Consider the following 21774-nt stretch of genomic DNA (forward strand, 5'->3'; position numbering starts at 1 on the left):
GTCCGTCACTCAACGCTCCGGTCGGTCGGCTTTACGTGACGACGTTCGCCACGTCTCGCGTGTGAGCGTGACAAGACCCCGCGGCAACACGCGCAGCCCACGTCCCCACCTGGCCAGGTAGCTCCCGAGGAGCTCGGGCAGCCGGAGATTGCTCCGGGTGGTCTGCTTGACGAGCGCGGAGACCGGCGGAAAGAGCGCGAGCCGGAGCAGCGACAGCCGCTCACGTGGTGTGGCGTGTTTCCAGAGCAGGGCCCGTCGGTCGATCGCCTCCGGGAACTTCGTGCGTAGGCGCCACTCGTCGGACGGCTCTCCCCAGTCGATGTCGACGTGCATCGGCAGGAGTCGCTCGAAGAGCGGCCGAGCCGTGGCAAGCGCGCCGATCTCTCGCGCACGAGAGGTCAGGAGACCGACATTCATGCTCGAGCAACGTCCAACGAGATAGTCGAGTTCCGCACGATGACTTTCGGCCCAGATCGATCGGATCGCGTGGACTGCGCCGATCATGATCGAGTCGGCGAGCCCGGGGATCAGAGTCGGCTGGTTGCCGCACCAGATGGTCGTGCGCTGCGACCAGAGCAGCTCGAAGACGGAGTTCGCAGACTTCTCGATACCGGGATAGCGGAAATGGACATCGATGTCCGCCGCCCAGCCCGGGTGATACATGCTGACACCGTGCAGCGGAAACGTTCCCGTGTCCGGGTCGTGAGCCCGTTTCACCCAGCCGCGCTCTCCGAGGGCGGCGACGAATCGTTCGAAGTCGTGAGGGGAGACCAGGACGTCGACGTCGCTGCTGGTTCGAGGCGGCCGAAGCCCGTATTCGGTGGCGGCGATTCCTTTGATGACGAGCAGACGAACCCTGTCGAGCGCTGCGACACGGGCGACGGATGCCGTGAGGAGCAGGGTGGGTGCAGTCAGTGGAGCGAGGGACGATCCAGCGTGATTCACCATTCTTTTCACTCCACCTCCTTGAGTCCGCGCGAGAAGTCCGCGGTATTTCGCGCCGAGAACGCCCGACGTCTTTGCGAGACACGCGGCCTGTCGGCGCGGATACGAACGACTTGTGCCGCGTCTTCTTCTCATAGTCACCGATACGGCATCGAGTGACGGGGATCAGGCGATGGGCGGTCGTTCTCGTGCGAAGAGGTGAACGTCGTCTCTGGAGGTGAAGTCAATGGCGAAGTAACGCGGAGCGAGGCGCGGGAAAGTGAGGGATTCCCGGTGGGGCCGCTGAGGGCCAGCCCATTGTCGGAGCGTGAAGATACGAAACGAGTCGCTCATGGACACGATGATGACCGCCGGTCCGGGCCACACGGAACGGCACACGATGAAAGACAGCGGTCGGACGATTCTCGTCCGCTGCCTCTGCGGCCAGGGCCGGGACCACCCCTACGGCGACGGATCAGGAAGTGCGGCGACGGCGGCTCCGCTGAGCGGCTCCGATCGCGCCGAGCAGCGCTGACACGACGATCACGAGCCCGAGCAGCGCGATCCACAGAGCCCAGGCGGCTCCCGGTGTGAGCGATGCGATCCACACCGTCACACCGGCGAGCCGTGCCGGCGACGAGACCACGATCAGCGTCACGCTGGAGAACACGACGAGCAGTACCCCCCAGACGATTCCCGCCCAGCGCACCGGCGGCCGTGACGTGGCCGGTGGCACGGAGTGCGCGAACGTGAACGAGGGCGCGGCGGGCGCAGCCGGCGCAGCCGCCGCGGCGGGCACAGTGGCTTCGTCCAGCGAGATGGTGTCGCCGGCCGCCGCATCTGCGGCGTCCTCCAGCGGCATCGTGTCGTCCGAAGCGGGGGTGGGGTCGTCGGCGTTGGTGGTCATGTCGTTCTCCTTCACTTCTGGACGCGGTCGATGTGGACGTCGTCGACCTGGGCGATACGGACGACCACCTGCGGAGCCCCGCTGGGCCCGACGACGAGGTCGGTGCTGCAGCCGCCGAGGAGCGCGGGGTCGCAGTGATGCGTCTGCTCACCTCCCGACGGGTCGGTCACGGTGACCGACGAAACCGTCGCGGCCTCCACTCGCACCGTCGCGTCGTCGGGGACGATCACCGTCGTCTCGCCCGGTCCCTTCGCCAGGTTGACGACCGGCGTTCCGGAGGCCGTGACCGCCCGGGTGAGATCGATCGTCGTGTCGCCCCAGCCCTGGAGGTAGTTGGCGTTGTCGGTGGGGGTCACGGAAAGGTGGGTCCCGGTGCTGACGTTCGCATCGAGACGCACACCGGGCGAGGTCGGCAGGAGCGCCGCCAGCGCGGTGAGCACGGCCATCAGGATGCCGAGGAAGATCAGGAATCCGCTCCGGCGACGGGCGATCCCCGCGATCAGCACGGTCACTCCGAAGACGAGCGTCGCCGCCGCGAGGGAGGCCGTGAGCGCGTAACCGGGAAGGCCGGTGATGGCTCCCCAGAACGCTCCGGTGAGCGAGGCGGCGACCAGCGCCAGCCCGACGGCGAGCCACCCGATCGCCGCCCCGACCTTCGGGTTGGCGGCACGATAGGCGGCCCGACGTGCCTCGGCCTGGGCGTTCGCAGCGGAGGCCTCGGCCCGCAGCTGGGCGGACCGCTGAGCCTTCACGGCGCGCATGTCCTCGGCGAGGCGCTGCTTCCACTGATCGTGCTCAGCCCTCCACTGCGCCTGTCGGTCGCGCCAGTCGGCGACCTCCTGTTCCGTCGCCTGTGCGTCCGGCGCGGGGGGTGCGGGAGGCTCCGAGCCGATCGCGACGGCCGGCGCAGGCGGCACAGCCGCGGAAGCCGCCGTGGCCGAGGTGGACGCCGTGGTCGAGGTCGTCGCGCCCGTCCATGCGGCCGCGCTGGAGGGCGGCGCGCTCGCCGGAGCCGCCGTGCTGCCGCCTCCGCCCGAGCGCTTGTCGGCGTTGCGGACGGCCACCACGATGAGAGCGGCAGCGGCGCCGAGGACGATGAGGGTCCAGAAGATGCGGCTGACGACGTCGAACCAGCCGGGATCGTGGCCGAACGGGCCGCCGAACCACCAGACCCCGTTGGTCCACGGCAGCAGCGAGAGCACGACCAGCACACCGATCGCGACGATGGGAGCCTCGAACTCGCCCTCGAACAGGCGCTTCAGGTGGATCCGGCCGTCGCGGTCGGGGAGCAGCGCCCAGGCGATCGCGTACAGCAGCACCACCGGGGCGCCGAGCAGTGCGGCGACGACGGCGATTCCACGGACGATCAGCGGGTCGATCCCGATCCGGTACGCGATGCCCGCGCAGACGCCGCCGATCCAGCCGTCGGTGCGCGAGATGCCGAGGCTGCGCATCCAGTCGAAGAACCGGGTGCCGCGGCCGGAGAATCCGGTCTGCGGTCCGCCGTACGGCCCGGAGGCCGACGGGCCCGCGGGCGTCGATCCGGGCGTCGTGGCGCCGGGAGGGGGAGGAGGGGTCGTGCCGTCGTTCACCATGACTCGATCGTGGCGCGCGACGACCACCTCCCGCTATCCGGGGTCACCCTGAGCGGACCCTGATTCCTCCCGGCTCGGCTGTCGGGCCGCGGTCCCGTCTGCTTGGATTCCAGGTATGGCCTCTGCACCCCTGCCCGGCGAGCGCGCGACGCGCGCACCGTTGGCACGACCGCGCGACTGCATGGTCGGCGGGGTGAGCGTCGCGCTGGCCGATCACCTCGGCTGGCCGGTCGTCGCCGTGCGCTGGGTACTGGTCGGCACCGCGCTCCTGGGCGGGGCCGGCGCGCTCTTCTACGCGTGGCTGTGGGCGCTCACCCCGCTCCGCGACCCCGCTCCCGGCAGCTCCGACGAGCGCGTGCGGCGACGGGTGAACCTGCCATGGGTCCTCGCCGTCGGCGGGGCGGCCTCCGGACTGGCCGCGATCGCGCTGGTCGCCGGGGGCGCTCCCGACGCGGCGGTGGGCGCGGTTCTCGCGTCGATCGCTCTCCTGGTCGCCGCCGTGCTGTGGGAGCAGCTGGTCGACGACGAGAGCGCGATGCCGTCGAGGCTCACTCCGACGGGCTTCCGGCTCGCGGCCGGCGGGTTCCTCGTCGCCCTGGCGCTCGTTCTCAGTGCGATGCAGGCGGCGCGCGGGTCCGGGCTGCTGTGGCTCGCGATCATCGGCGCGACGTTCGCGGGAGCTGCGGTCATGGTCGGCCCCTGGGGGCTCCGGCTCTGGACGGAGCTCATCGCCGAGCGCACCGCGCGCGTCCGCGAAGAGCAGCGCGCCGAGATGGCGGCGCACCTGCACGACTCCGTGCTGCAGACCCTGGCGCTCATCCAGAACCGCGCGGGAGCCTCGAGCGAGGTCGGGAGGATCGCCCGCGCCCAGGAGCGCGAGCTGCGCGACTGGCTGTACGCCGAGGCGGCGGAGGGCGCCGTGCCGGACGCCGAGGATCTCGCGGCAGAGCTCCGCTCGGTCGCGGCTGCGCTGGAGGTGGACCACGCCGTGCACTTCGACGTGGTGAGCGCAGGCGACCCCGTGCGCCGCGCACCGTCAGAGCTGGCCGCGGCCGCCCGCGAGGCGATGCTCAACGCCGCCCGGCACGCGGGAGGCGACGTCTCGGTGTACATCGAGTCGGGCAGGGGCTCGGTCGACGTCTTCGTCCGCGACCGGGGCCCCGGCTTCGACATCGACGCGCTGCCGGAGGGGCGCCTCGGGGTGCGCGAGTCGATCATCGGCCGGATGCGCCGGGCGGGAGGTCGGGCGACGGTCACCGCGCGCGACACCGGCACGGAGGTCCACCTGACGGTCGAGCTGCCGGGGGAGCGAGAATGAGCACATGACCGACGAGACGCCGCGTCCGATCACCGTCGTGATCGTGGACGACCATTCGATCTTCCGCTCGGGCCTCCGCGCCGACCTGGACGACCGCCTCCGCGTGGTCGCGGAGGCGCAGGACGTCGACGGGGCGGTGGAGGCGATCCTGCGCACCCGGCCGGAGGTGGTGCTGCTCGACGTCCACCTGCCGGGTGGCGCGGGCGGAGGCGGTGCGGAGGTCCTCCGCCGCACGGTCGCCGAGAGCGCGGGGACGCGTTTCCTCGCGCTGAGCGTCTCGGACGCGGCCGAGGACGTCGTCGGCGTCATCCGCGCGGGCGCCCGCGGTTACCTGACCAAGGGCAGCTCCGGGCGCCAGGTGAGCGATGCGGTCGTCGCCGTGGCAGGAGGCGACGCGGTCTTCTCCCCGAAGCTCGCCGGCTTCGTGCTCGACGCCTTCGGGGCCACGGCGGGTGAGCAGGCCGAGAGCACGGACGAACTCGACCGTCTCTCGGCCCGAGAGAGGGAGGTCATGCGCCTGATCGCGCGCGGCTACGCCTACAAGGAGGTCGCCGCCGAGCTGTTCATCTCGGTCAAGACCGTCGAGACCCACGTGTCCGCGGTTCTCCGCAAACTCCAGCTCTCGTCGCGCCACGAGCTCACCGCGTGGGCGCTCGAGCGCAAGCTGCTGTAGTTCGCGGCCCGAGGACGGGCGTTTTTGCGAGGGGGTGCGGTGTCCCGTACACTTGGGTGCGGTGGTTGAATCTGCCAAGCTTTTCTGCGCCTATTTTCGCGATGCCAGGAGGGTTTCGCGGTTCACAATCCCTAGGGCGGTAGCTCAATTGGCAGAGCAGCGGTCTCCAAAACCGCAGGTTGCAGGTTCGATTCCTGTCCGCCCTGCAAGCCGGCATCCCGATGCCGGTCCACGAAAGGTGTAACGAGGTGGCCCGAAAGGTAATCGACGAGCCGAGCGAGGAGATCGTCGCCAACGCCAAGAAGGAGCGCGCTGCCAAGCGCAACCCCTTCGCGCGGATCGCCCTGTTCATCCGGCAGGTCTTCGGCGAGCTCAAGAAGGTCGTCACGCCGACGCGCAGGGAGCTCTTGAGTTACACCGGCGTCGTGCTCGTGTTCGTGGTGATCATGATGGCGATCGTGTCCCTGCTCGACTGGGTGTTCGGTCTCGGCGTGGTGTGGGTCTTCGGCAATCCGAAGTAGATCCAGCAGCCGACCGACCGCACGGCCATACCGACAGAAATGGAATGAATTCAGTGTCTGAGACGAACCGCGACGACGTGGACTGGGCGACCGCCGCCGAGCAGTCCTCCGAAGACGACGAGGCGCAGACGGGCAACGTCCTGGAGCGCGACGAGGAGTCGTCCGACCCCGCGGAGCACGAGGCGCTGCACATCGTCGCCGAAGACGGCACCGAGATCGATCTCGACGCCGTGCTCGACGCGATGGCCGAGGCCGTCGACCCCGAGGCCGACCGCGCCGTCGACGAAGCTCTCGAGGTCGACTCGGCCGAAGAGGCCGAGGCCGCTCAGGAGGCCGTCGAGGACGAGGACGAGGTCGCCGCGGACCCCTATGAGGAGTTCCGCGCCGAGCTGCGCGCCAAGTTCGGCAAGTGGTACGTCATCCACTCTTACGCCGGATTCGAGCGCCGCGTGAAGTCGAACATCGAGAACCGCATGGTCTCGATGAACATGGAGGACTTCATCTTCGAGGTCCAGGTCCCCATGGAAGACGTGGTCGAGATCAAGAACGGCCAGCGCAAGATGGTCAACCGCGTACGCATCCCCGGCTACGTGCTGGTGCGCATGGACCTCAACGAGGACAGCTGGTCGGTGGTCCGCCACACGCCGGGCGTCACCGGCTTCGTCGGCAACGCGCACAACCCGACTCCGCTCCGCTTCGAGGAGGCCTTCTCGATGCTGAAGAGCCTCGTTCAGGTCGAGCAGGCTCCGGCCAAGGGTGCCGCCAAGGGGCAGAAGACCGCCGCGCGGGTCATCCCGGCCGAGGTCGACTTCGAGATCGGCGAGACCATCACCATCAAGGAAGGCTCGTTCGCGGGTCTGCCTGGCTCGATCAGCGAGATCAAGCCGGAGAGCGGCAAGCTCACCGTGCTGGTGTCCCTCTTCGAGCGCGAGACCCCGGTCGAGCTGAGCTTCGACCAGGTCACGAAGCTCTGACGGGAATTCTTCAGAGCCTCCCCACTGTTTTACGAATCACCGGGTCTCGGAAGGGCCGAGAAACCGGGAGAGCGACGCGGGCGTGACGCCCACGGGCTCGAATACACAAAGAAGGAAGAGACATGGCACCGAAGAAGAAGGTCACCGGTCTGATCAAGCTTCAGATCAACGCCGGCGCTGCCAACCCGGCCCCGCCGATCGGCCCGGCCCTGGGTCAGCACGGCGTGAACATCATGGAGTTCTGCAAGGCGTACAACGCGGCGACCGAGTCGCAGCGCGGCAACGTCATCCCGGTCGAGATCACCGTGTACGAGGACCGCTCGTTCACGTTCGTCCTGAAGACCCCGCCCGCGGCCGAGCTGATCAAGAAGGCGGCAGGCGTCCCCAAGGGCTCCGGCGTCCCGCACACGACCAAGGTCGGCAAGCTGACCCAGGAGCAGGTGCGCGCCATCGCCGAGCAGAAGATGGTCGACCTCAACGCCAACGACATCGACGCGGCGTCGAAGATCATCGCAGGCACCGCCCGTTCGATGGGCATCACGGTCGAGGCGTAAGCCCGACCCCCCGTCATCCAGACATCACCGTGGCAGAGCCGGCCAGGCTCGCACCACATTCTCGTTAGGAGAAATCTCATGGCACAGAAGTCCAAGGCCTACCGGGCCGCGGCCGACAAGATCGAGGCCGGCAAGTTCTACACCCCGACCGAGGCCGTCACCCTCGCGAAGGAGACCGGTTCCGCCAAGTTCAACTCGACCGTCGAGGTCGCGCTGAAGCTCGGCGTGGACCCGCGCAAGGCGGACCAGATGGTCCGCGGTACCGTCATCCTTCCTCACGGTACCGGCAAGACCGCGCGCGTCATCGTGTTCGCGACCGGCCCGGCCGCCGAGGCCGCGATCGCCGCTGGCGCCGACGAGGTCGGCGGCACCGACCTGATCGAGAAGGTCGCCGGCGGTTACACCGACTTCGACTCGGCCGTCTCCACTCCGGAGCTCATGGGCCAGGTCGGCCGTCTCGGCAAGGTGCTCGGCCCGCGCGGCCTGATGCCGAACCCGAAGACCGGCACCGTCACGCCGGACGTCGCGAAGGCCGTCTCCGACATCAAGGGCGGAAAGATCGAGTTCCGCGTCGACAAGCACTCGAACGTGCACTTCGTGGTCGGCAAGGCGGGCTTCACCGCCGAGCAGCTCGATGAGAACATCAAGGCCGCCCTCGACGAGGTCGTCCGTCTCAAGCCGTCCGCCGCGAAGGGCCGTTACATCCAGAAGGGCGCCGTGTCGACCACGTTCGGCCCGGGCATCCCGCTGGACGTCAACGCCATCTGATCGCGTCGCACTCCTCGGAGGGCCGGAACCGCGCTGCGGTTCCGGCCCTCCGTCGTTGAGGGCGGCTCGCCGCGAGAACGTTGCAGCGCGGCAATTACTTCGACAGACTTGTCTACCCCATCTTGCGGAGGTAGAACGCTCGGGCTATGTTCGGCCTGTCGCGCATCACGCGACGGCTCGCAGTCGAGTCAGTCCAAGCGAAGGATTCTTTGATGGCATCTCGCACCACCTCGCCCCTTCACAAGAGGGCATTGGGAATCATCGCCACCACGACCGCCGTGGTGGCGTTGTCGTTGGCAGGCGCATCCGCGGCGAACGCCGCCGATCGGGTGACCTACGCCAAATCCGTCCCGTCGTGGGCCACAGCCCAGAACGACGCCGGTGTGGCACCGGCCGACACAACAGTTCAGGGCGAGATCTATCTCCCCCTCCGCGACCAGAAGGGCGCGGAGACGCTGGCGAAGCAGGTCTCGAACCCGTCGCTGGCGGGGTATCGGAAAGCGCTGAGCCCCCAGCAGTGGATCGCGCGGGTCTCGCCGACGCAGGCGGATTACGACTCCGTGGTGTCGTTCCTGAAGACGGCGGGTCTCACCATCCAGGGCGAACCGGCCAGCAGGCAGTACGTCGTCTTCCGCGGGACACCGGATCAGCTCGGCTCGGTGTTCGGCACGTCGCTGCACAGCTACGAGGTCGCAGGGCACCGTCTGGTCGGCCCCGCCTCCGCGCCTTCGCTCCCCGCAGCGGTCGGCAACAAGGTGTCCGCCGTCAGCATCGAGCAGTCGCGACTGCTGACACGGCCCGACTCGATCCAGCAGGGCGATATCGGAGCATCTGCTGACCCGCAGATCACGCGCAAAGCGGCCGTGGCTCCGGTCATCCAGACCCCCTGCTCGCACTACATCGGCGAGAACACCGTCACAGTTCCTCCCGCGTACAACGGGCAGACGACCTACAGCACCTACAACTGCGGTTACACCCCGCAGCAGCTGCGCAGCGCCTACGGACTGACGGACCTCAACAAGCGGGGCGTCAACGGCAGCGGGCAGACCGTCGCGATCATCGACGCCTACGCCAGCCCGACGATCCTGAAGGACGCGAACAGCCTCGCCCAGCAGAACGGCGAGCCCGGACTGACGATGTCGAGCTACCAACAGCTCGTGCCCGCGCCCAGCCAGTTCACCGACCAGGAGCTGTGCCAGCAGCCGAGCGGATGGCAGGGCGAACAGACGCTGGACGTCGAGTCCGTCCACTCGGTCGCCCCGGGAGCACGCATCCTGTACGTCGGAGGAACCGACTGCAGCGGCGGCCTGGACATCGCGATGTCGAAGATCCTGGACAACAAGCTCGCGAACATCGTCAGCAACAGCTACGGGAACGTGGGAGAGGCCGTGCCGGCCGACGTGATCCAGGGCGAGGTCAACCTCCAGCTCCAGGCTGCGGGCGAGGGGATCGGGCTCTACTTCTCCAGCGGAGACAACGGTGACGAGGCGGCGGCTCCGCCGGACGGCCTCGGCTACGCGTCGCCGGACTTCCCTGCGTCGTCGCCGTGGGTGACCTCCGTCGGCGGTACCAGCCTCGGCATCGCCAAGAACGGCTCGATCGCGTGGGAGACCGGCTGGGGAGACCAGCTCGACAAGATCGTCAAGAACGCCGACGGCTCGCTCGCGTACTCGGAGCCCCTTCCGGGCTCTTTGTTCGCCGGCGGCGCGGGTGGAGGCGTCAGCGCCGTGTTCCCGGCTCCGGACTACCAGCGGGGGATCGTCCCGCAGGCGCTGAGCAACGGGTTCCGGGTCTCCCCGGACGTCGCAGCGCTGGCAGACCCGTACACCGGGTTCCAGATCGGCATCCGGCCGATCGTGGACGACACCACGCTGGCGACGGGTGACTACGTCAATCAGACGTACGGCGGAACGTCGCTGGCCTCTCCGATCGTGGCAGCGCAGATCGCCATCGTGCAGCAAGCGACCGGGAAGACCATCGGGTTCGCGAACCCGACGCTCTACGCGGTCAAGCGCGTGCTGCCGAGCGCGTTCCGCGACGTCGTGCCGCAGAACCCGCCGCAGGCACTGGTCTACACCAGCAAGAACAGCGGGAACACCTATTTCATCACGCTCGATCAGGACACCTCGCTGAAGACGGCGAAGGGCTATGACGACGTCACCGGCCTCGGCGGCGTCTCGTTCAACCTCCTGAACCTGGTGGCACAGGGCAGGCACTGACCGCTCCACTCGCACGAGGGCCGGCCGTCTCCACGCGGAGGCGGCCGGCCTCGCTACGCTGGCGGGATGAGCTTCGCGATCCGTCCCGCGACCGCCGCCGACGCCGTGGCACTGGCCGAGGTCGCCGCCGTCACGTTCCCGCTGGCGTGCCCTCCGCACACGACTGAGGAGGCGAAGGCGTCGTTCATCGCGGCCGTGCTCTCGTCGGACCGGTTCGTCGAGTACGCGGCCGACCTCCAGCGGCGCCTCTTCGTGGCGGAGGACGACGCCGGGGAGGTCATCGGCTACACGCTGCTCAATATCGGGGAGCCCGCGGACGACGACGTGCGCGCGGCCGTCACCGTTCGCCCGACCGCAGAGCTCAGCAAGTGCTACGTGATGCCGGGTCACCACGGCGAAGGAGTGGCCGGGCGGCTCATGGAGGCGAGCCTGGGGGCGGCGGCCGACGCCGGGGCCGCGGGAGTCTGGCTCGGCGTCAACGAGGAGAACGCCCGCGCTCAACGCTTCTACGGCAAGCACGGGTTCGAGCGGGTCGGCGCCAAACGCTTCCTGGTCGGTGATCGCCTGGAGCACGACTGGGTGATGGAGCGGGCGCTGGTCCCAGGGCGTTCGCAGGAAGCGAGTGGGTAGAATCCCTCGACCCGTTCCATCCGAGGAGTGCCCGTGCGACGACTGCTGCGCATCGTTCGCCAGCCGTTCGCCCAGCCGCTGCTGGCCGGTGGTTGGCAGCGCGCCGTGCCGTTCCTGCTCGCCGTCGGAACGGTGTGCGTCCTCAGCGGTCTGACGATCATCTGGGCTGCGCGGCTGACAGTTCCCTACCCGGTCTACGTGAGCGAGCTCGGGGCGGCCGGCGCCCCGACTGCCGCACCCTTCGCCGTCGCCCTGCTGCTCATCGCGGCGGGAGGCTTCTCCGTCGCTCTCGCGAGCGGTCACGTGCGCTCGTCGCACCGGCTGCTCGACCGCTGGGCGCCGGCCGCGAGCCTGGGCTTCGCCGCGCTCTGCTTCGTGCTCGCGTCGCAGGTGACGTGCACCTCGTACTGTCCGGTGCCGTTGGTGGATCCGAAGTCGACCCTCCAGGACCTCGTGCACACCGTGTCGGCGGTGCTCGGTTTCGGCGCGGCGTGCTTCGCGATGCTGCAGGTGGCGTTCGCGTCCCGGTTGCCGCGCGTCGCGCGCTACTCGCTCGTCAGCTGCGTCGCTGTCGCGGCGATCACGATCGTCGGCGGTCTCCTGGCGATCGTCCATGTGGCGACCGACCTCGGCGCGTGGCTGGAGCTGATCGGGACGACCGTGGCGGTCGCGTGGATCGCGGTCTACTCCCTTGCGCTGACCCGAGTACCGGTCGCGGCTAACTGACTCCGGCGGCTCGGGCTCAGGCGGGTTGTGCGGCGGCGGGCCGTGCCGGCATCCGCGGCGCCGTCGCCTGGCGCAGCAGTTCGATCAGGTCGCCGGCGAGGGCGACCAGGCGGGCGATCTCGCGATCGTCGCGCTCGACCCACTGGCACTGCGGCTCCTCGTGCACGGGCACGAACCGGTCGTGCTGCTCCCACACGAAGAGGGTCCGCTCGGCGCCGAGGACGTACTGCTGCCACCAGATCTGGCGCAGGTAGCTCCGCGGGATGCTGTTGAACGGTTTGTTGGTCGTCTTGATCTCGGCGAGCTCGATCCGGCCTCCCTGCCGGACCGTCAGCCCGTCGGGCGTCGCCAGGTGGCGGCGGTCGCGCTCGGCGTGGAACAGCAGGTCGGACGGCTGGATGCCGTGCGTCGCCGCGACCCACGCGGCGATCTCCGGCTCGCGCACGCGCCCGTGCTGCGTGAAGACGTTGCCCGAGAACCCCGAGCCGTTCAGCTTCTCGGTGACTGCGGCGCGCAAGGATTGCTGGGTCGACAGCTTGGCGACGTCGGTGGCGGTGATCCCGCGGCTGCGGGCGCGGAGCCAGCCCACCCTGTCGCTCGACGACGCCACGACGCGCGCCAGGTGACCTTCGGCTCCGGGAACGGCGGGCACGACCGGCCGTGGCGCCGGTGCGGACGTCACCGGCCCGAGGTCCGCCAGCACGCCCGGCCGGTACAGTTCGCGCCGGGAGAGGTCGCGGTCAGGGGCGGCGGAGCGGTCGAACACCCCTCCATTCTGCAACGCTCGGCCGACGCGCGCCGTCACCCCACGCCCGCGGCGCCGAGCTGACGGCGTGCCTCGTCGATGGTGGCCATCGTCGAGACCGCCTCGTCGAGCGGGTGCAGCGGGGATTCGGTGCGGCCCTCGGCGACGTAGCGGGCGAGCGCGGCCGCCTCGTACGACATCCCCTGACGGTGCGGACGGCCGTAGGGGTCGTTCCAGTGGGCGGCGAGGCCGCCGTCGGCGCGATGGAAGCGCAGCCCGCTCGGGCCCCAGAACGGGCTGTCCATCTCGATGCGGGCGTCCGACCCGGCGATCGTCGCCAGCGAAGGCGTGCCGGCCAGGAGGCCGGTGCTGAGCAGGGCCTGGCCGCCACGGGCCGACGTCAGCAGGAGCGCGACCTGCTCGTCGACGCCGGTGGAGGCCAGGGTGCCCGTCGCGATGATTCCGGCCGGTGCGCCGAGCGCGAAGGAGGCCCACGACACCACGTAGACCCCGAGGTCGAGCAGCGCACCTCCGGCGAGGGCCGGGTCCCAGAGCCGGCCCGCCGGATCGAACGGCGCGCGACCTCCGAAGTCGGCGGTGACGACCCGGATGTCGCCGAGGGCGCCGTCGGCGAGGAGCTGGCGCACGATGTCCGTCTGCGGCAGGTAGCGCGTCCACATGGCCTCCATCGCGAAGACCCCGGCCTCGCGCGCCGCCGCCACGATGGTGCGAGCCTGCTCGGCGGTGGCGGCGATCGGCTTCTCGATCAGCACGTGCTTGCCCGCGCGGATCGCCAGGAGCGCGTGTTCGAGATGCTCGCTGTGCGGGGTCGCGACGTAGACGACGTCGACCTCGGGATCGGCGACCAGGGCTTCGTACGAGCCGTAGGCGCGCTCCACGCCGTGGGCCGCGGCGAACGCGCTCGCCCGCTCGGCGGAGCGCGAGCCGCAGGCGACCATGCGCTGGGAGGTGTGGGCGTGCAGGGCGTCGGTGAAGTCGGCGGCGATGCCGCCGGGGCCGATCACGCCCCAGCGCAGGGCGGGAGCGTCGGCCGGGTCGGGGAAGCGGGGCGAGGGAAGCACGTCGGTCATGCCCCCAGTCTGCCCTGCCCCGGCAGGTGGGATCTGCCGGGACGGGCGGCTCACACCGGCTGCGGGTTCGAGACCTCGGGGGCCGCTCGCACACCGGCGACGGGAGCCGCCCAGCGCACGCCGTTCGCCAGCACGCGTCGCACCTGCGGGTGGTAATAGACCGGGTACTCCTGGTCACCGGGCGAGAAGTAGAAGATCTTGCCGCGACCACGGGTGAAGGTGACCCCCGAGCGGAAGACTTCTCCGCCCGTGAACGAGCTGATGAAGACCAGGTCGTCGGGCGTCGGGATGTCGAAGAACTCCCCGTACATCTCCTGCGCCTCGATCACGATCGGCTGCTCGACCCCCTGGGCGATCGGGTGGGTCGGGTTCACGTTCCAGACCAGCTCGCGCTCGCCGCCCTCCGGGTTGCGCCACCGGAGCGAGCAGGTTGTGCCGAGCATCCGGATGAAGATCTTCGAGAAGTGGCCCGAGTGCAGCACGATGAGGCCCATGCCGCCGAGCACGTGGCGTCGCACGCGCTCCACGACCTCGTCGGAGACCTGGTCGTGGGCGATGTGACCCCACCAGAGCAGGACGTCCGTCTCGGTGAGCGCCTCCTCGCCGAGCCCGTGCTCGGGGTCGGCGAGGGTCGCGGTGCGCACGGCGACATCGTCGCCGAGCAGCTCGGACAGGCCGGCGGCGATGGCCCCGTGGATGCCGTCGGGGTAGATCGCGGCGATCTCGGGCTGGGTGGTCTCGTGGACGCCCTCGTTCCAGACGGTCACGCGCAGTGCGGTCATGGTCATGCCTCCGTGGTCTCGGTGCTGGTGGTGTCGGTGCTGCCGGCGTCGTCGAGGCCGGTGGTGGCCGGGCTCAGCCGCACCTCGGCGCCGCGACGCGCGGACTCGTAGGCCGCGTCGATGACGCGGGCGCGGTCGAGCGCGAGAGAGCCGTCCCAGTGCGACCAGTTGGCCTCGTCGGCGACGTGCTCCAGGAAGGTCTCGACGACGGCGAGGTGGCCGCGGCCGGCGTCGGCGGTCACTGCGATGTCCTCGACCTCCTCACCCTCCCCGGTGAAGATCGTGAGTTCGCCCGCGGGCGCGTAGTCGACGACCCGGAGGTCGGCGCCGCCCTCGGTGCCGTAGAGCGTGATGCCGAACTCGTCGCCGGCGGGACGGTAGGCCGCCCAGCTGGTCTCGAGGACGATCGACCCGCCGCCCTCAAGCCGCAGCAGCATGCTGGCGAGGTCCTCCACCTCGTAGGCGGAGCCGACGTGCTGCTTGTCGCTCTTCGCGCCGCCACGGCCGCGTGCGCCGAGCTCGGAGTGAGTGACGGCCGAGACCGCGGTGACCTGCGGCTCGCCGAACAGGTGCAGGGCGTAGTCGAGGACGTGCACGCCGATGTCGATCAGCGGGCCGCCTCCGGCCATCTCGCGGTTGGTGAACCAGCTGCCGAGGGCCGGGATGCCCGCGCGGCGCAGCCACACCGCCCTGGCGTGGTACGGCCGCCCGATCTGGCCGTCGTCGATGGCCGCCTTGAGCGCCTCGATGTCGCCGCGGCGGCGGTGGTTGAAGGCGACCTCCAGCACGCGGCCGGCGCGGTGCGCGGCGTCGACCATCGTCCGTGCCTCGTCGGCGGTGCGCGCGATCGGCTTCTCGCTGAGCACGTGGATGCCGGCCTCGAGCGCGCCGACCGTGATGGGCGCGTGCAGGAAGGTGGGGACGGCGACGCTGACGACGTCGAGGTCGCCGTCGGCGACGAGGTCGCGCCAGTCGCTGTAGCGGCGCTCGACGCCGTACTTCTCGCCGAGCTCGGCGCGCGGGCCGTCCTCCATGCCGGCGATCGCGACGAGCTCGACGCCCGGGAGCTTCGCGTAGGCGTCCATGTGCTGCTGGCCGGCCCAGCCGAGGCCGACGACTCCGGCGCGGAGGGTCTTGGATGCGGTGGTCACTGCTGTCCTTTCGAGGGGGTTTGTTCTGGAGTTGTTCCGGACGGTGAAGAGGTCGGGGGGTCGATCGAATCGATTCGATGCTAGACGCGGCGGTCGACCGCGTACGGCGGTCAGCGGGGGAGGGGATGGGAGGCGATGCCCGGGCCGAGCGTGTGCTGGATGACCATGATGGCCGCTCCGATGGCGCCGCCGGTCTCGCCGGAGCGGGACTCGGTGATGGTCAGGTGCTGGGTGGCGAGCGGGGTCGACCGCTGGTAGACGACCTCCCTCACTCCGGCGAGCAACTGCTCGCCGACGCGGGACAGGCTGCCGCCGACCACGACGAGAGACGGGTTGAGCATGTTCACGCAGGTGGCGACGACCTCGCCGAGGTCGCGGCCCGCCTGCCGGATCGCCTGGAGCACCTCCGGGTTGCCCGTGCGGGCCAGTGCGACGACGTCGTCGCTGGTCTCGGCCGGGATGCCCGCGGCCGTGAGCGCGCGGGCGATCGCCGGCCCGCTGGCGAGGGCCTCCAGGTCGGCGTCGCGCGCGCCGTGACTCGGCGTCTCGCTCGAGAACGGCACGCGGACGTGGCCGAGGTCTCCCGCGGAGCCCTGCGCCCCGCGCTGCAGCCGGCCTCCGCTGATGATGCCGGCGCCGATGCCGGTGGCCACCTTGACGAACAGGAGGTCCGAACGGTCGGGCCACGCGAGGGCATGTTCGCCGAGCGCGAGGAGGTTCACGTCGTTGTCGACCAGCACCGGGACGTCGAATGCGCGCCGCACGTAGGCCGGGATGTCGAACCGGTCCCAGCCGGGCATGATCGGCGGGTTGACCGGCAGGCCGGTCGAGTGCTCGACCGGTCCGGGGACGCCGATGCCGATGCCGACCAGGTCGGCGAGCGGGCGGCCGGTCGCGGCGAACAGTCGCTGGGCGGCCTTCAGAGCCCAGTCGAGAACCGGCTCCGGGCCATCGGCGATGAGCAGGCGCCGCGACTCGCGGGTCGTGATCGTGCCGGCGAGGTCGGCCAGGGCGACGACGCCGTGCGTGGCGCCCAGGTCGATCGCGACCACCACGCGCGAGTCGGGGTTGAAGCGGATGCGGGCGGGAGGGCGGCCCCCCGTCGAGACGTCGTCTCCGGCGGGCGCCACGAGCCCGGCGGCGGTCAGCGTGTCGATGCGCACCGCGATCGTCGAGCGCGCGAGCCCCGTGAGCTCGGCCAGCTGCGCGCGCGTGCGCGGCACGCCGTCGCGCAGGATCGCCAGGAGGTCCGAGGCGTCCGCAGCGACGATGCCGGGCTCCCGGACGCTGTCGGTCATGCACGTATTGAACCACACCGCTCTTCAGCCGTCCAAAGACTGACGACAACACTTCGACTTTTGATTGACATTCGACAGAAGTGCGACTTGAATGATGACGGACGCCGCATCGTGCGTTCCCATCCCCATCTTTCGACCGAGGAGAACAGTGTCGAACTCAAACCTCTCCGTGCAGCTCTATACGGTCCGCGAGCTCCTGACCGAAGACACGGTCGGGACCCTCCGCCGGATCGCCGAGATCGGATTCACCCAGGTCGAGCCGTTCGGCCTCCTCGACTTCGCCGACGGCCTCCGTCAGGGCTTCGCCGAGACCGGCCTGACCGCCCCGACGACTCACCAGGGCTTCATCGGCCGCGACGACGAGGCTCTCGACACGGTGTTCGCCACCGCCGCCGAGCTCGGCATCCAGACCGTGATCGACCCGTACGTGCCCGCCGAGCGCTGGCAGACCGCGGCCGACGTCGATGAGACCGCCGCGCAGCTCAACGCCGCGGCCAAGGTCGCCGCCAAGCACGGTGTGCGCGTCGGCTACCACAACCACGCCCACGAGCTCGAGAGCACCATCGACGGCGTCACCGCCCTCGAGTACTTCGCCGGCAAGCTCGACCCGGAGGTCGTGCTCGAGGTCGACACCTACTGGGTGGTCGTCGGTGGCGGGAACCCCGCGGAGCTGCTCCCGAAGCTCGGCGACCGCGTCGTCGCCCTCCACGTCAAGGACGGCGCAGGCACGACCGAGACCAAGGACCAGGTCGCCGTCGGCCAGGGCTCGCTGCCCATCGCGGAGATCATCGCCGCCGCCCCGAACGCCCTCCGGGTGATCGAGCTCGACGACTCACGTGGCGACCGCTTCCAGGCCGTCGCCGACAGCTACGCCTTCCTCACCTCCGAGGCCTTCGCGTGACCGGCGGCAAGGTCGGCGTCGGCCTCATCGGCGCCGGCGTCATCAGCAACCAGTACCTCGAGAACCTCACCGCGTTCCCCGACCTCGATGTGCGCTTCGTCGCCGACATCGACCTCGAGCGCGCGAAAGCGCAGGCCGACAAGTACGGGGTCCCCGGCTCCGGCACGGTCGAGGAGCTCCTCGCCGACGACGGCATCGAGATCGTGGTCAACCTGACCATCCCCAAGGTGCACGTCGAGGTCGCGCTGCAGGCGCTCGCCGCCGGCAAGCACGTGTGGAGCGAGAAGCCGTTCGCGCTCGACCGTGCCAGCGGCGTGCAGCTGCTGGAGGCCGCGCACGAGAAGGGACTGCGCGTCGCCACCGCGCCCGACACCTTCCTGGGCGCCGGCATCCAGTCGGCCCGCCGCATGGTCGAGAACGGCGGCATCGGGGCTCCGCTCACCGCGCTGACCCTCCTGCAGAGCGCCGGCCCGGAGTCGTGGCACCCGAACCCGGACTTCCTGTTCCAGGAGGGCGCCGGCCCGCTCTTCGACATCGGCCCGTATTACCTCACCGCGCTGGTGCAGCTGTTCGGCCCGGTCAAGCGCGTGAGCGCCGTGGCCTCCAAGGCCAAGGAGACCCGCGTCATCGGCTCGGGCCCCCGTGCCGGCGAGTCGTTCGCGGTGACCGTGCCGACGCACGTCAGCGCGCTGTACGAGTTCGAGAGCGGCCAGACCGCGCAGTCGATCTTCAGCTTCGACTCCAAGCTCGGCCGCACGCAGTTCGAGGTCGCCGGACTCGAGGCTACCCTCGTCGTGCCCGACCCCAACACCTTCGAGGGCGACCTCCTGGTGCACGGAGCCGACGGCGTCGAGACGCTGCCGTCGACCGGAACGACCAGCACGCGCGGCATCGGCGTCGTCGAGCTCGCCCGCGCCATCCGCGCCGGTGTGCCCGAGCGCGCCTCGGGCGAGCAGGCCTTCCACGTCCTCGATGTGATGGTGGCGACGATCGAGGCCGGCGAGTCCGGCACCCCGGTCGAGGTGAAGAGCACCGTCCAGGTCGCACCCGCCCTCCCGGAGGACTGGGACCCGCGCGCCTCCACCCTGGCCTGAGGCTGGCACGCACAACATGTCGGACGACGGACGGAGAGATGTGAGCGGCACCGAGTCGGGCGGCCTGAGCCGACGGGACGAGAGCACGGCGGGGTCGCGGCTGCGCGTCGCGATCGTCGGAGGCGGCTTCATGGCGGAGGTGCACTCCCGCGCCGCACGCGCCGCTCGCGCCGAGCTGGCGGGCATCGTCTCGTCCACTCCGGAGCGTTCGGTCGCGGCGGCCGAGCGCCTCGGCATCGGCCGGGCGTACGGCTCGCTGGAGGAGGTGCTCGGCGACGACTCGATCGACGTCGTGCACGTCACGACGCCGAACGCGCTGCACGCGTCGCAGGCCGCGGCCGTGCTGGCCTCCGGAAAGGACGTGGTCTGCGAGAAGCCGCTGGCCACGTCGGTGGCCGACGGGGAGTCCTTGGTCGCCGCGGCCGCCGGGCGCACCGCGACCGTGCCGTTCGTGTACCGGTTCCATCCGCTGGTGCGGGAGGCGCGGGCGCGCTTCGCCTCCGGCGCCGCGGGCCAGGTGCTCACCGTCAACGCCTCGTACCTGCAGGACTGGCTGCTCGCCGCCGGCGACGACAACTGGCGCGTCGATGCCGAGCAGGGCGGCCGCTCGCGCGCGTTCGCGGACATCGGCTCGCACCTCGTCGACCTCGTCGAATTCGTCAGCGGCGACCGGGTCGCGCGACTCTCGGCGAAGAAGCGCACTGTCTTCGCCGAGCGCGCCGCCCACGCCGGCATCACCACCGAGGACGCCGCGGCCGTGGTCATCGAGACCGAGTCCGGCGCCATCGGCACCCTGCTCGTGTCGCAGGTGGCGCCCGGCCGCAAGAACCGGCTGTGGCTCGAGATCGCGGGCAGCACCGAGAGCGTGGCCTTCGATCAGGAGCAGCCGGAGACGCTGTGGATCGGCCGTCGGGCCGGGAGCCTCCTGGTGCCCCGCGACGCCGACCAGCTCAGTGCGGACGCCGCGCGGCTGTGCGTGGTCCCGTCGGGTCACCCGCAGGGCTACCAGGACGCGTTCAACGCGTTCGTCGCCGACAGCTACGCGGCCGTCGCGGGGCAGAGCCCCGACGGACTGCCGCGCTTCGAGGACGGCCTGCGTGCCGTCCGGATCACCGACGCCGTGATCGACTCGGCCGAGTCGGGCACCTGGATCGAGATGGGAACCACCGAATGACCGACACCACCACGACCGACGCAGCCGAGTCGGGCCGCACGCACCCGGTCACCCTGTTCACCGGCCAGTGGGCCGACCTGACGCTCGAGGAGGTGGCGAAGTACGCCTCCGAGTGGGGCTACGACGGCCTGGAGATCGCCTGCTCGGGCGAGCATCTCGACGTCTGGCGTGCCGCGGAGGACGACGCGTACCTGCAGGGCCGCCTCGACATCCTCGACAAGTACGGCCTGAAGGTGTGGGCCATCTCCAACCACCTCAAGGGCCAGGCGGTCTGCGACGACCCGATCGACTTCCGCCACCAGGCGATCGTCGGCTCGAAGGTGTGGGGCGACGGCGACCCGGAGGGCGTGCGCCAGCGCGCCGCGGAGGAGCTGAAGCTCACAGCCAAGGTCGCCCGCAAGCTCGGCGTGGACACCGTCGTCGGCTTCACCGGATCGAGCATCTGGCCGTACGTCGCCCAGTTCCCGCCGGTGCCCGCCTCCGTCATCGACGCCGGCTACCAGGACTTCGCCGACCGCTGGAACCCGATCCTCGACGTCTTCGACGGCGAGGGCGTGCAGTTCGCGCACGAGGTGCACCCGTCCGAGATCGCGTACGACTACTGGACGAGCGTGCGCTCCTTGGAGGCCATCGACCACCGCGAGGCCTTCGGCTTCAACTGGGACCCGTCGCACATGATGTGGCAGGACATCGATCCGGTCGGCTTCATCGTCGACTTCAAGGACCGCATCTACCACGTGGACTGCAAGGACACCCGGCTGCGCCCGAAGAACGGCCGCGCCGGCGTGCTCGGCTCGCACCTCCCGTGGGGCGACCCGCGCCGCGGCTGGGACTTCGTCTCGACAGGTCACGGCGACGTGCCGTGGGAGGACTCCTTCCGCGCGCTGGAGTCGATCGGCTACACGGGTCCGATCTCCATCGAGTGGGAGGACGCCGGCATGGACCGCCTGCACGGCGCCGCGGAGGCCGTGGGCTACATCCGTTCGCTGCTCTGGAAGCTCCCGACCGCGTCGTTCGACGCCGCGTTCAGCAACCAGGACTGAGCGTCAGCGAGTCGGCCGGTGCTCGTCTCCGGCCGACTCGACGCTGGTGGCGGGCACCGTCTCGGTGCGCGACCGCCTGTCGAGCACCCACGCCCGGATCCCCGCCACGATCGAGGCGAGGATGACGACTCCGGCCACGAGATAGGCGATCGGCCGGACGCTGGGGTTCACCGCCGCGAAGTATCCGATGACCGTGATGAGCACGCCCCAGCTGAGCGCTCCGACCAGGTTGGCCGTGAAGAACCTCCAGTACTTCATCGCGCTGATGCCGGCAATGGGTGGGATGAAGACGCGGCCCCAGGGGATGTAGCGGCTGATCACGACCGACCACCAGCCGAAGAGCTCGTAGAAGCGTTCGGCCCTGCGCACGCCCGCCTGCACCCAGCGGCCTCCGCGCCGTGCGAGGTACGGCCGGCCCAGCCTCCGGCCGAACCAGAAGCCGACCTGATCGCCCAGCACCGCCGCGATTCCCACACCGATCGCCAGCACCCAGATCGACAGCTCGGAGTGCGTTCCCGTGAGCAGGCCGGCGGCGAAGAGCAGCGAGTCACCGGTGATGAACGGGATGAAGACGCCGACGAACAGCGCGGTGCCCGAGAAGACCAGGCCCCAGACCGCGAGGTAGAAGACGATCGGGCCCACGTCTCCGAGGAAGTCCGTGAGGTCGTGGGTCATCCTCCGAGGGT

The 21774-nt window shown here is 70.2% G+C and carries 22 protein-coding genes and 1 tRNA gene; 14 read left to right on the forward strand and 9 right to left on the reverse strand.

Going from position 1 to position 21774, the window contains the following annotated elements; translation table 11 throughout:
* Nucleotides 1-9 precede the first annotated feature (9 nt).
* The 3 genes from ASF88_RS10210 to ASF88_RS10220 all read right to left on the reverse strand — a co-directional run bounded on the left by ASF88_RS10210 (nt 10) and on the right by ASF88_RS10220 (nt 3426).
* The gene (locus ASF88_RS10210) at nt 10-1080 is read right to left on the reverse strand and encodes a nucleotidyltransferase family protein (protein WP_082518893.1); all 1071 of its coding nucleotides are present in this window, start codon (nt 1078-1080) and stop codon (nt 10-12) included.
* 319 nt (nt 1081-1399) lie between these two features.
* On the reverse strand, nt 1400-1831 hold the full coding sequence (locus ASF88_RS10215) for a hypothetical protein (RefSeq protein ID WP_157498305.1): 432 nt from the start codon (nt 1829-1831) through the stop codon (nt 1400-1402).
* A gap of 11 nt (nt 1832-1842) precedes the next feature.
* Nucleotides 1843-3426 carry a PspC domain-containing protein gene (locus ASF88_RS10220; protein ID WP_055917624.1) on the reverse strand — a complete coding sequence of 528 codons (1584 nt, stop codon included), beginning with the start codon at nt 3424-3426 and terminating at the stop codon, nt 1843-1845.
* Nucleotides 3427-3541: 115 nt separating this feature from the next.
* Here ASF88_RS10220 and ASF88_RS10225 point away from each other — a divergent pair, with 115 nt between their 5' ends.
* From ASF88_RS10225 to ASF88_RS10270, 10 genes are all read left to right on the forward strand, one after another.
* Nucleotides 3542-4744, forward strand: a complete 1203-nt coding sequence (locus tag ASF88_RS10225) for an ATP-binding protein (protein ID WP_055917626.1) — start codon at nt 3542-3544, stop codon at nt 4742-4744.
* Nucleotides 4745-4748: 4 nt separating this feature from the next.
* Nucleotides 4749-5417, forward strand: coding sequence for a LuxR C-terminal-related transcriptional regulator (locus tag ASF88_RS10230; protein ID WP_055917629.1), 669 nt, complete (start codon nt 4749-4751; stop codon nt 5415-5417).
* A 133-nt stretch (nt 5418-5550) separates the two neighbouring features.
* Nucleotides 5551-5623 (forward strand) — tRNA-Trp (locus ASF88_RS10235).
* A gap of 42 nt (nt 5624-5665) precedes the next feature.
* On the forward strand, nt 5666-5938 hold the full coding sequence (gene secE / locus ASF88_RS10240; RefSeq protein ID WP_055917632.1) for a preprotein translocase subunit SecE: 273 nt from the start codon (nt 5666-5668) through the stop codon (nt 5936-5938).
* A 53-nt stretch (nt 5939-5991) separates the two neighbouring features.
* Entirely contained in the window at nt 5992-6912 is a 921-nt protein-coding gene (nusG, locus tag ASF88_RS10245) for a transcription termination/antitermination protein NusG (RefSeq protein ID WP_055917637.1), read from the forward strand.
* Between the two features lie 122 nt (nt 6913-7034).
* The gene (rplK, locus tag ASF88_RS10250) at nt 7035-7466 is read left to right on the forward strand and encodes a 50S ribosomal protein L11 (RefSeq protein WP_055890341.1); all 432 of its coding nucleotides are present in this window, start codon (nt 7035-7037) and stop codon (nt 7464-7466) included.
* A gap of 78 nt (nt 7467-7544) precedes the next feature.
* Nucleotides 7545-8234, forward strand: coding sequence for a 50S ribosomal protein L1 (gene rplA, locus ASF88_RS10255; RefSeq protein WP_055917638.1), 690 nt, complete (start codon nt 7545-7547; stop codon nt 8232-8234).
* Nucleotides 8235-8446: 212 nt separating this feature from the next.
* Nucleotides 8447-10453 carry a S53 family peptidase gene (locus ASF88_RS10260; RefSeq protein ID WP_235493403.1) on the forward strand — a complete coding sequence of 669 codons (2007 nt, stop codon included), beginning with the start codon at nt 8447-8449 and terminating at the stop codon, nt 10451-10453.
* 66 nt (nt 10454-10519) lie between these two features.
* Nucleotides 10520-11083, forward strand: coding sequence for a GNAT family N-acetyltransferase (locus ASF88_RS10265; protein ID WP_055917641.1), 564 nt, complete (start codon nt 10520-10522; stop codon nt 11081-11083).
* 33 nt (nt 11084-11116) lie between these two features.
* A complete protein-coding gene (locus ASF88_RS10270; RefSeq protein WP_055917644.1) occupies nt 11117-11809 on the forward strand; it encodes a DUF998 domain-containing protein in 693 nt (230 codons plus the stop codon).
* 16 nt (nt 11810-11825) lie between these two features.
* Here ASF88_RS10270 and ASF88_RS10275 read toward each other — a convergent pair whose 3' ends face one another.
* From ASF88_RS10275 to ASF88_RS10295, 5 genes are all read right to left on the reverse strand, one after another.
* The gene (locus ASF88_RS10275) at nt 11826-12461 is read right to left on the reverse strand and encodes a YqaJ viral recombinase family protein (protein WP_235493480.1); all 636 of its coding nucleotides are present in this window, start codon (nt 12459-12461) and stop codon (nt 11826-11828) included.
* A 149-nt stretch (nt 12462-12610) separates the two neighbouring features.
* Nucleotides 12611-13645 carry a Gfo/Idh/MocA family protein gene (locus tag ASF88_RS10280; RefSeq protein ID WP_055917650.1) on the reverse strand — a complete coding sequence of 345 codons (1035 nt, stop codon included), beginning with the start codon at nt 13643-13645 and terminating at the stop codon, nt 12611-12613.
* A gap of 50 nt (nt 13646-13695) precedes the next feature.
* Nucleotides 13696-14433 (reverse strand): ThuA domain-containing protein, encoded by a 738-nt coding sequence (locus tag ASF88_RS10285; RefSeq protein ID WP_055917654.1) that lies wholly within the window; start codon nt 14431-14433, stop codon nt 13696-13698.
* Nucleotides 14430-15578: a Gfo/Idh/MocA family protein gene (locus ASF88_RS10290; protein ID WP_055917657.1), complete on the reverse strand. Its 1149-nt coding sequence runs from the start codon at nt 15576-15578 to the stop codon at nt 14430-14432. Before ASF88_RS10290 ends, ASF88_RS10285 begins: the two co-directional genes overlap by 4 nt.
* A gap of 110 nt (nt 15579-15688) precedes the next feature.
* Entirely contained in the window at nt 15689-16876 is a 1188-nt protein-coding gene (locus tag ASF88_RS10295) for an ROK family transcriptional regulator (protein WP_055917660.1), read from the reverse strand.
* Between the two features lie 169 nt (nt 16877-17045).
* On the opposite strand from ASF88_RS10295, the gene ASF88_RS10300 reads away from it, so the two are divergent.
* The 4 genes from ASF88_RS10300 to ASF88_RS10315 are packed head-to-tail and all read left to right on the forward strand — an operon-like array spanning nt 17046 to nt 21088.
* Nucleotides 17046-17777 (forward strand): sugar phosphate isomerase/epimerase family protein, encoded by a 732-nt coding sequence (locus ASF88_RS10300; RefSeq protein ID WP_055920269.1) that lies wholly within the window; start codon nt 17046-17048, stop codon nt 17775-17777.
* Nucleotides 17774-18871 (forward strand): Gfo/Idh/MocA family protein, encoded by a 1098-nt coding sequence (locus ASF88_RS10305; RefSeq protein ID WP_055917663.1) that lies wholly within the window; start codon nt 17774-17776, stop codon nt 18869-18871. Before ASF88_RS10300 ends, ASF88_RS10305 begins: the two co-directional genes overlap by 4 nt.
* A gap of 40 nt (nt 18872-18911) precedes the next feature.
* Nucleotides 18912-20045, forward strand: coding sequence for a Gfo/Idh/MocA family protein (locus ASF88_RS10310; protein WP_268765644.1), 1134 nt, complete (start codon nt 18912-18914; stop codon nt 20043-20045).
* The gene (locus ASF88_RS10315) at nt 20042-21088 is read left to right on the forward strand and encodes a sugar phosphate isomerase/epimerase family protein (RefSeq protein WP_055917669.1); all 1047 of its coding nucleotides are present in this window, start codon (nt 20042-20044) and stop codon (nt 21086-21088) included. Before ASF88_RS10310 ends, ASF88_RS10315 begins: the two co-directional genes overlap by 4 nt.
* A gap of 3 nt (nt 21089-21091) precedes the next feature.
* On the opposite strand, the gene ASF88_RS10320 is transcribed toward ASF88_RS10315, so the two are convergent.
* Nucleotides 21092-21763 (reverse strand): DedA family protein, encoded by a 672-nt coding sequence (locus tag ASF88_RS10320; protein ID WP_082518895.1) that lies wholly within the window; start codon nt 21761-21763, stop codon nt 21092-21094.
* Between the last annotated feature and the right edge of the window lie 11 nt (nt 21764-21774).

This window comes from Leifsonia sp. Leaf336 (assembly GCF_001423695.1).
Classification (GTDB): Bacteria; Actinomycetota; Actinomycetes; order Actinomycetales; family Microbacteriaceae; genus Leifsonia.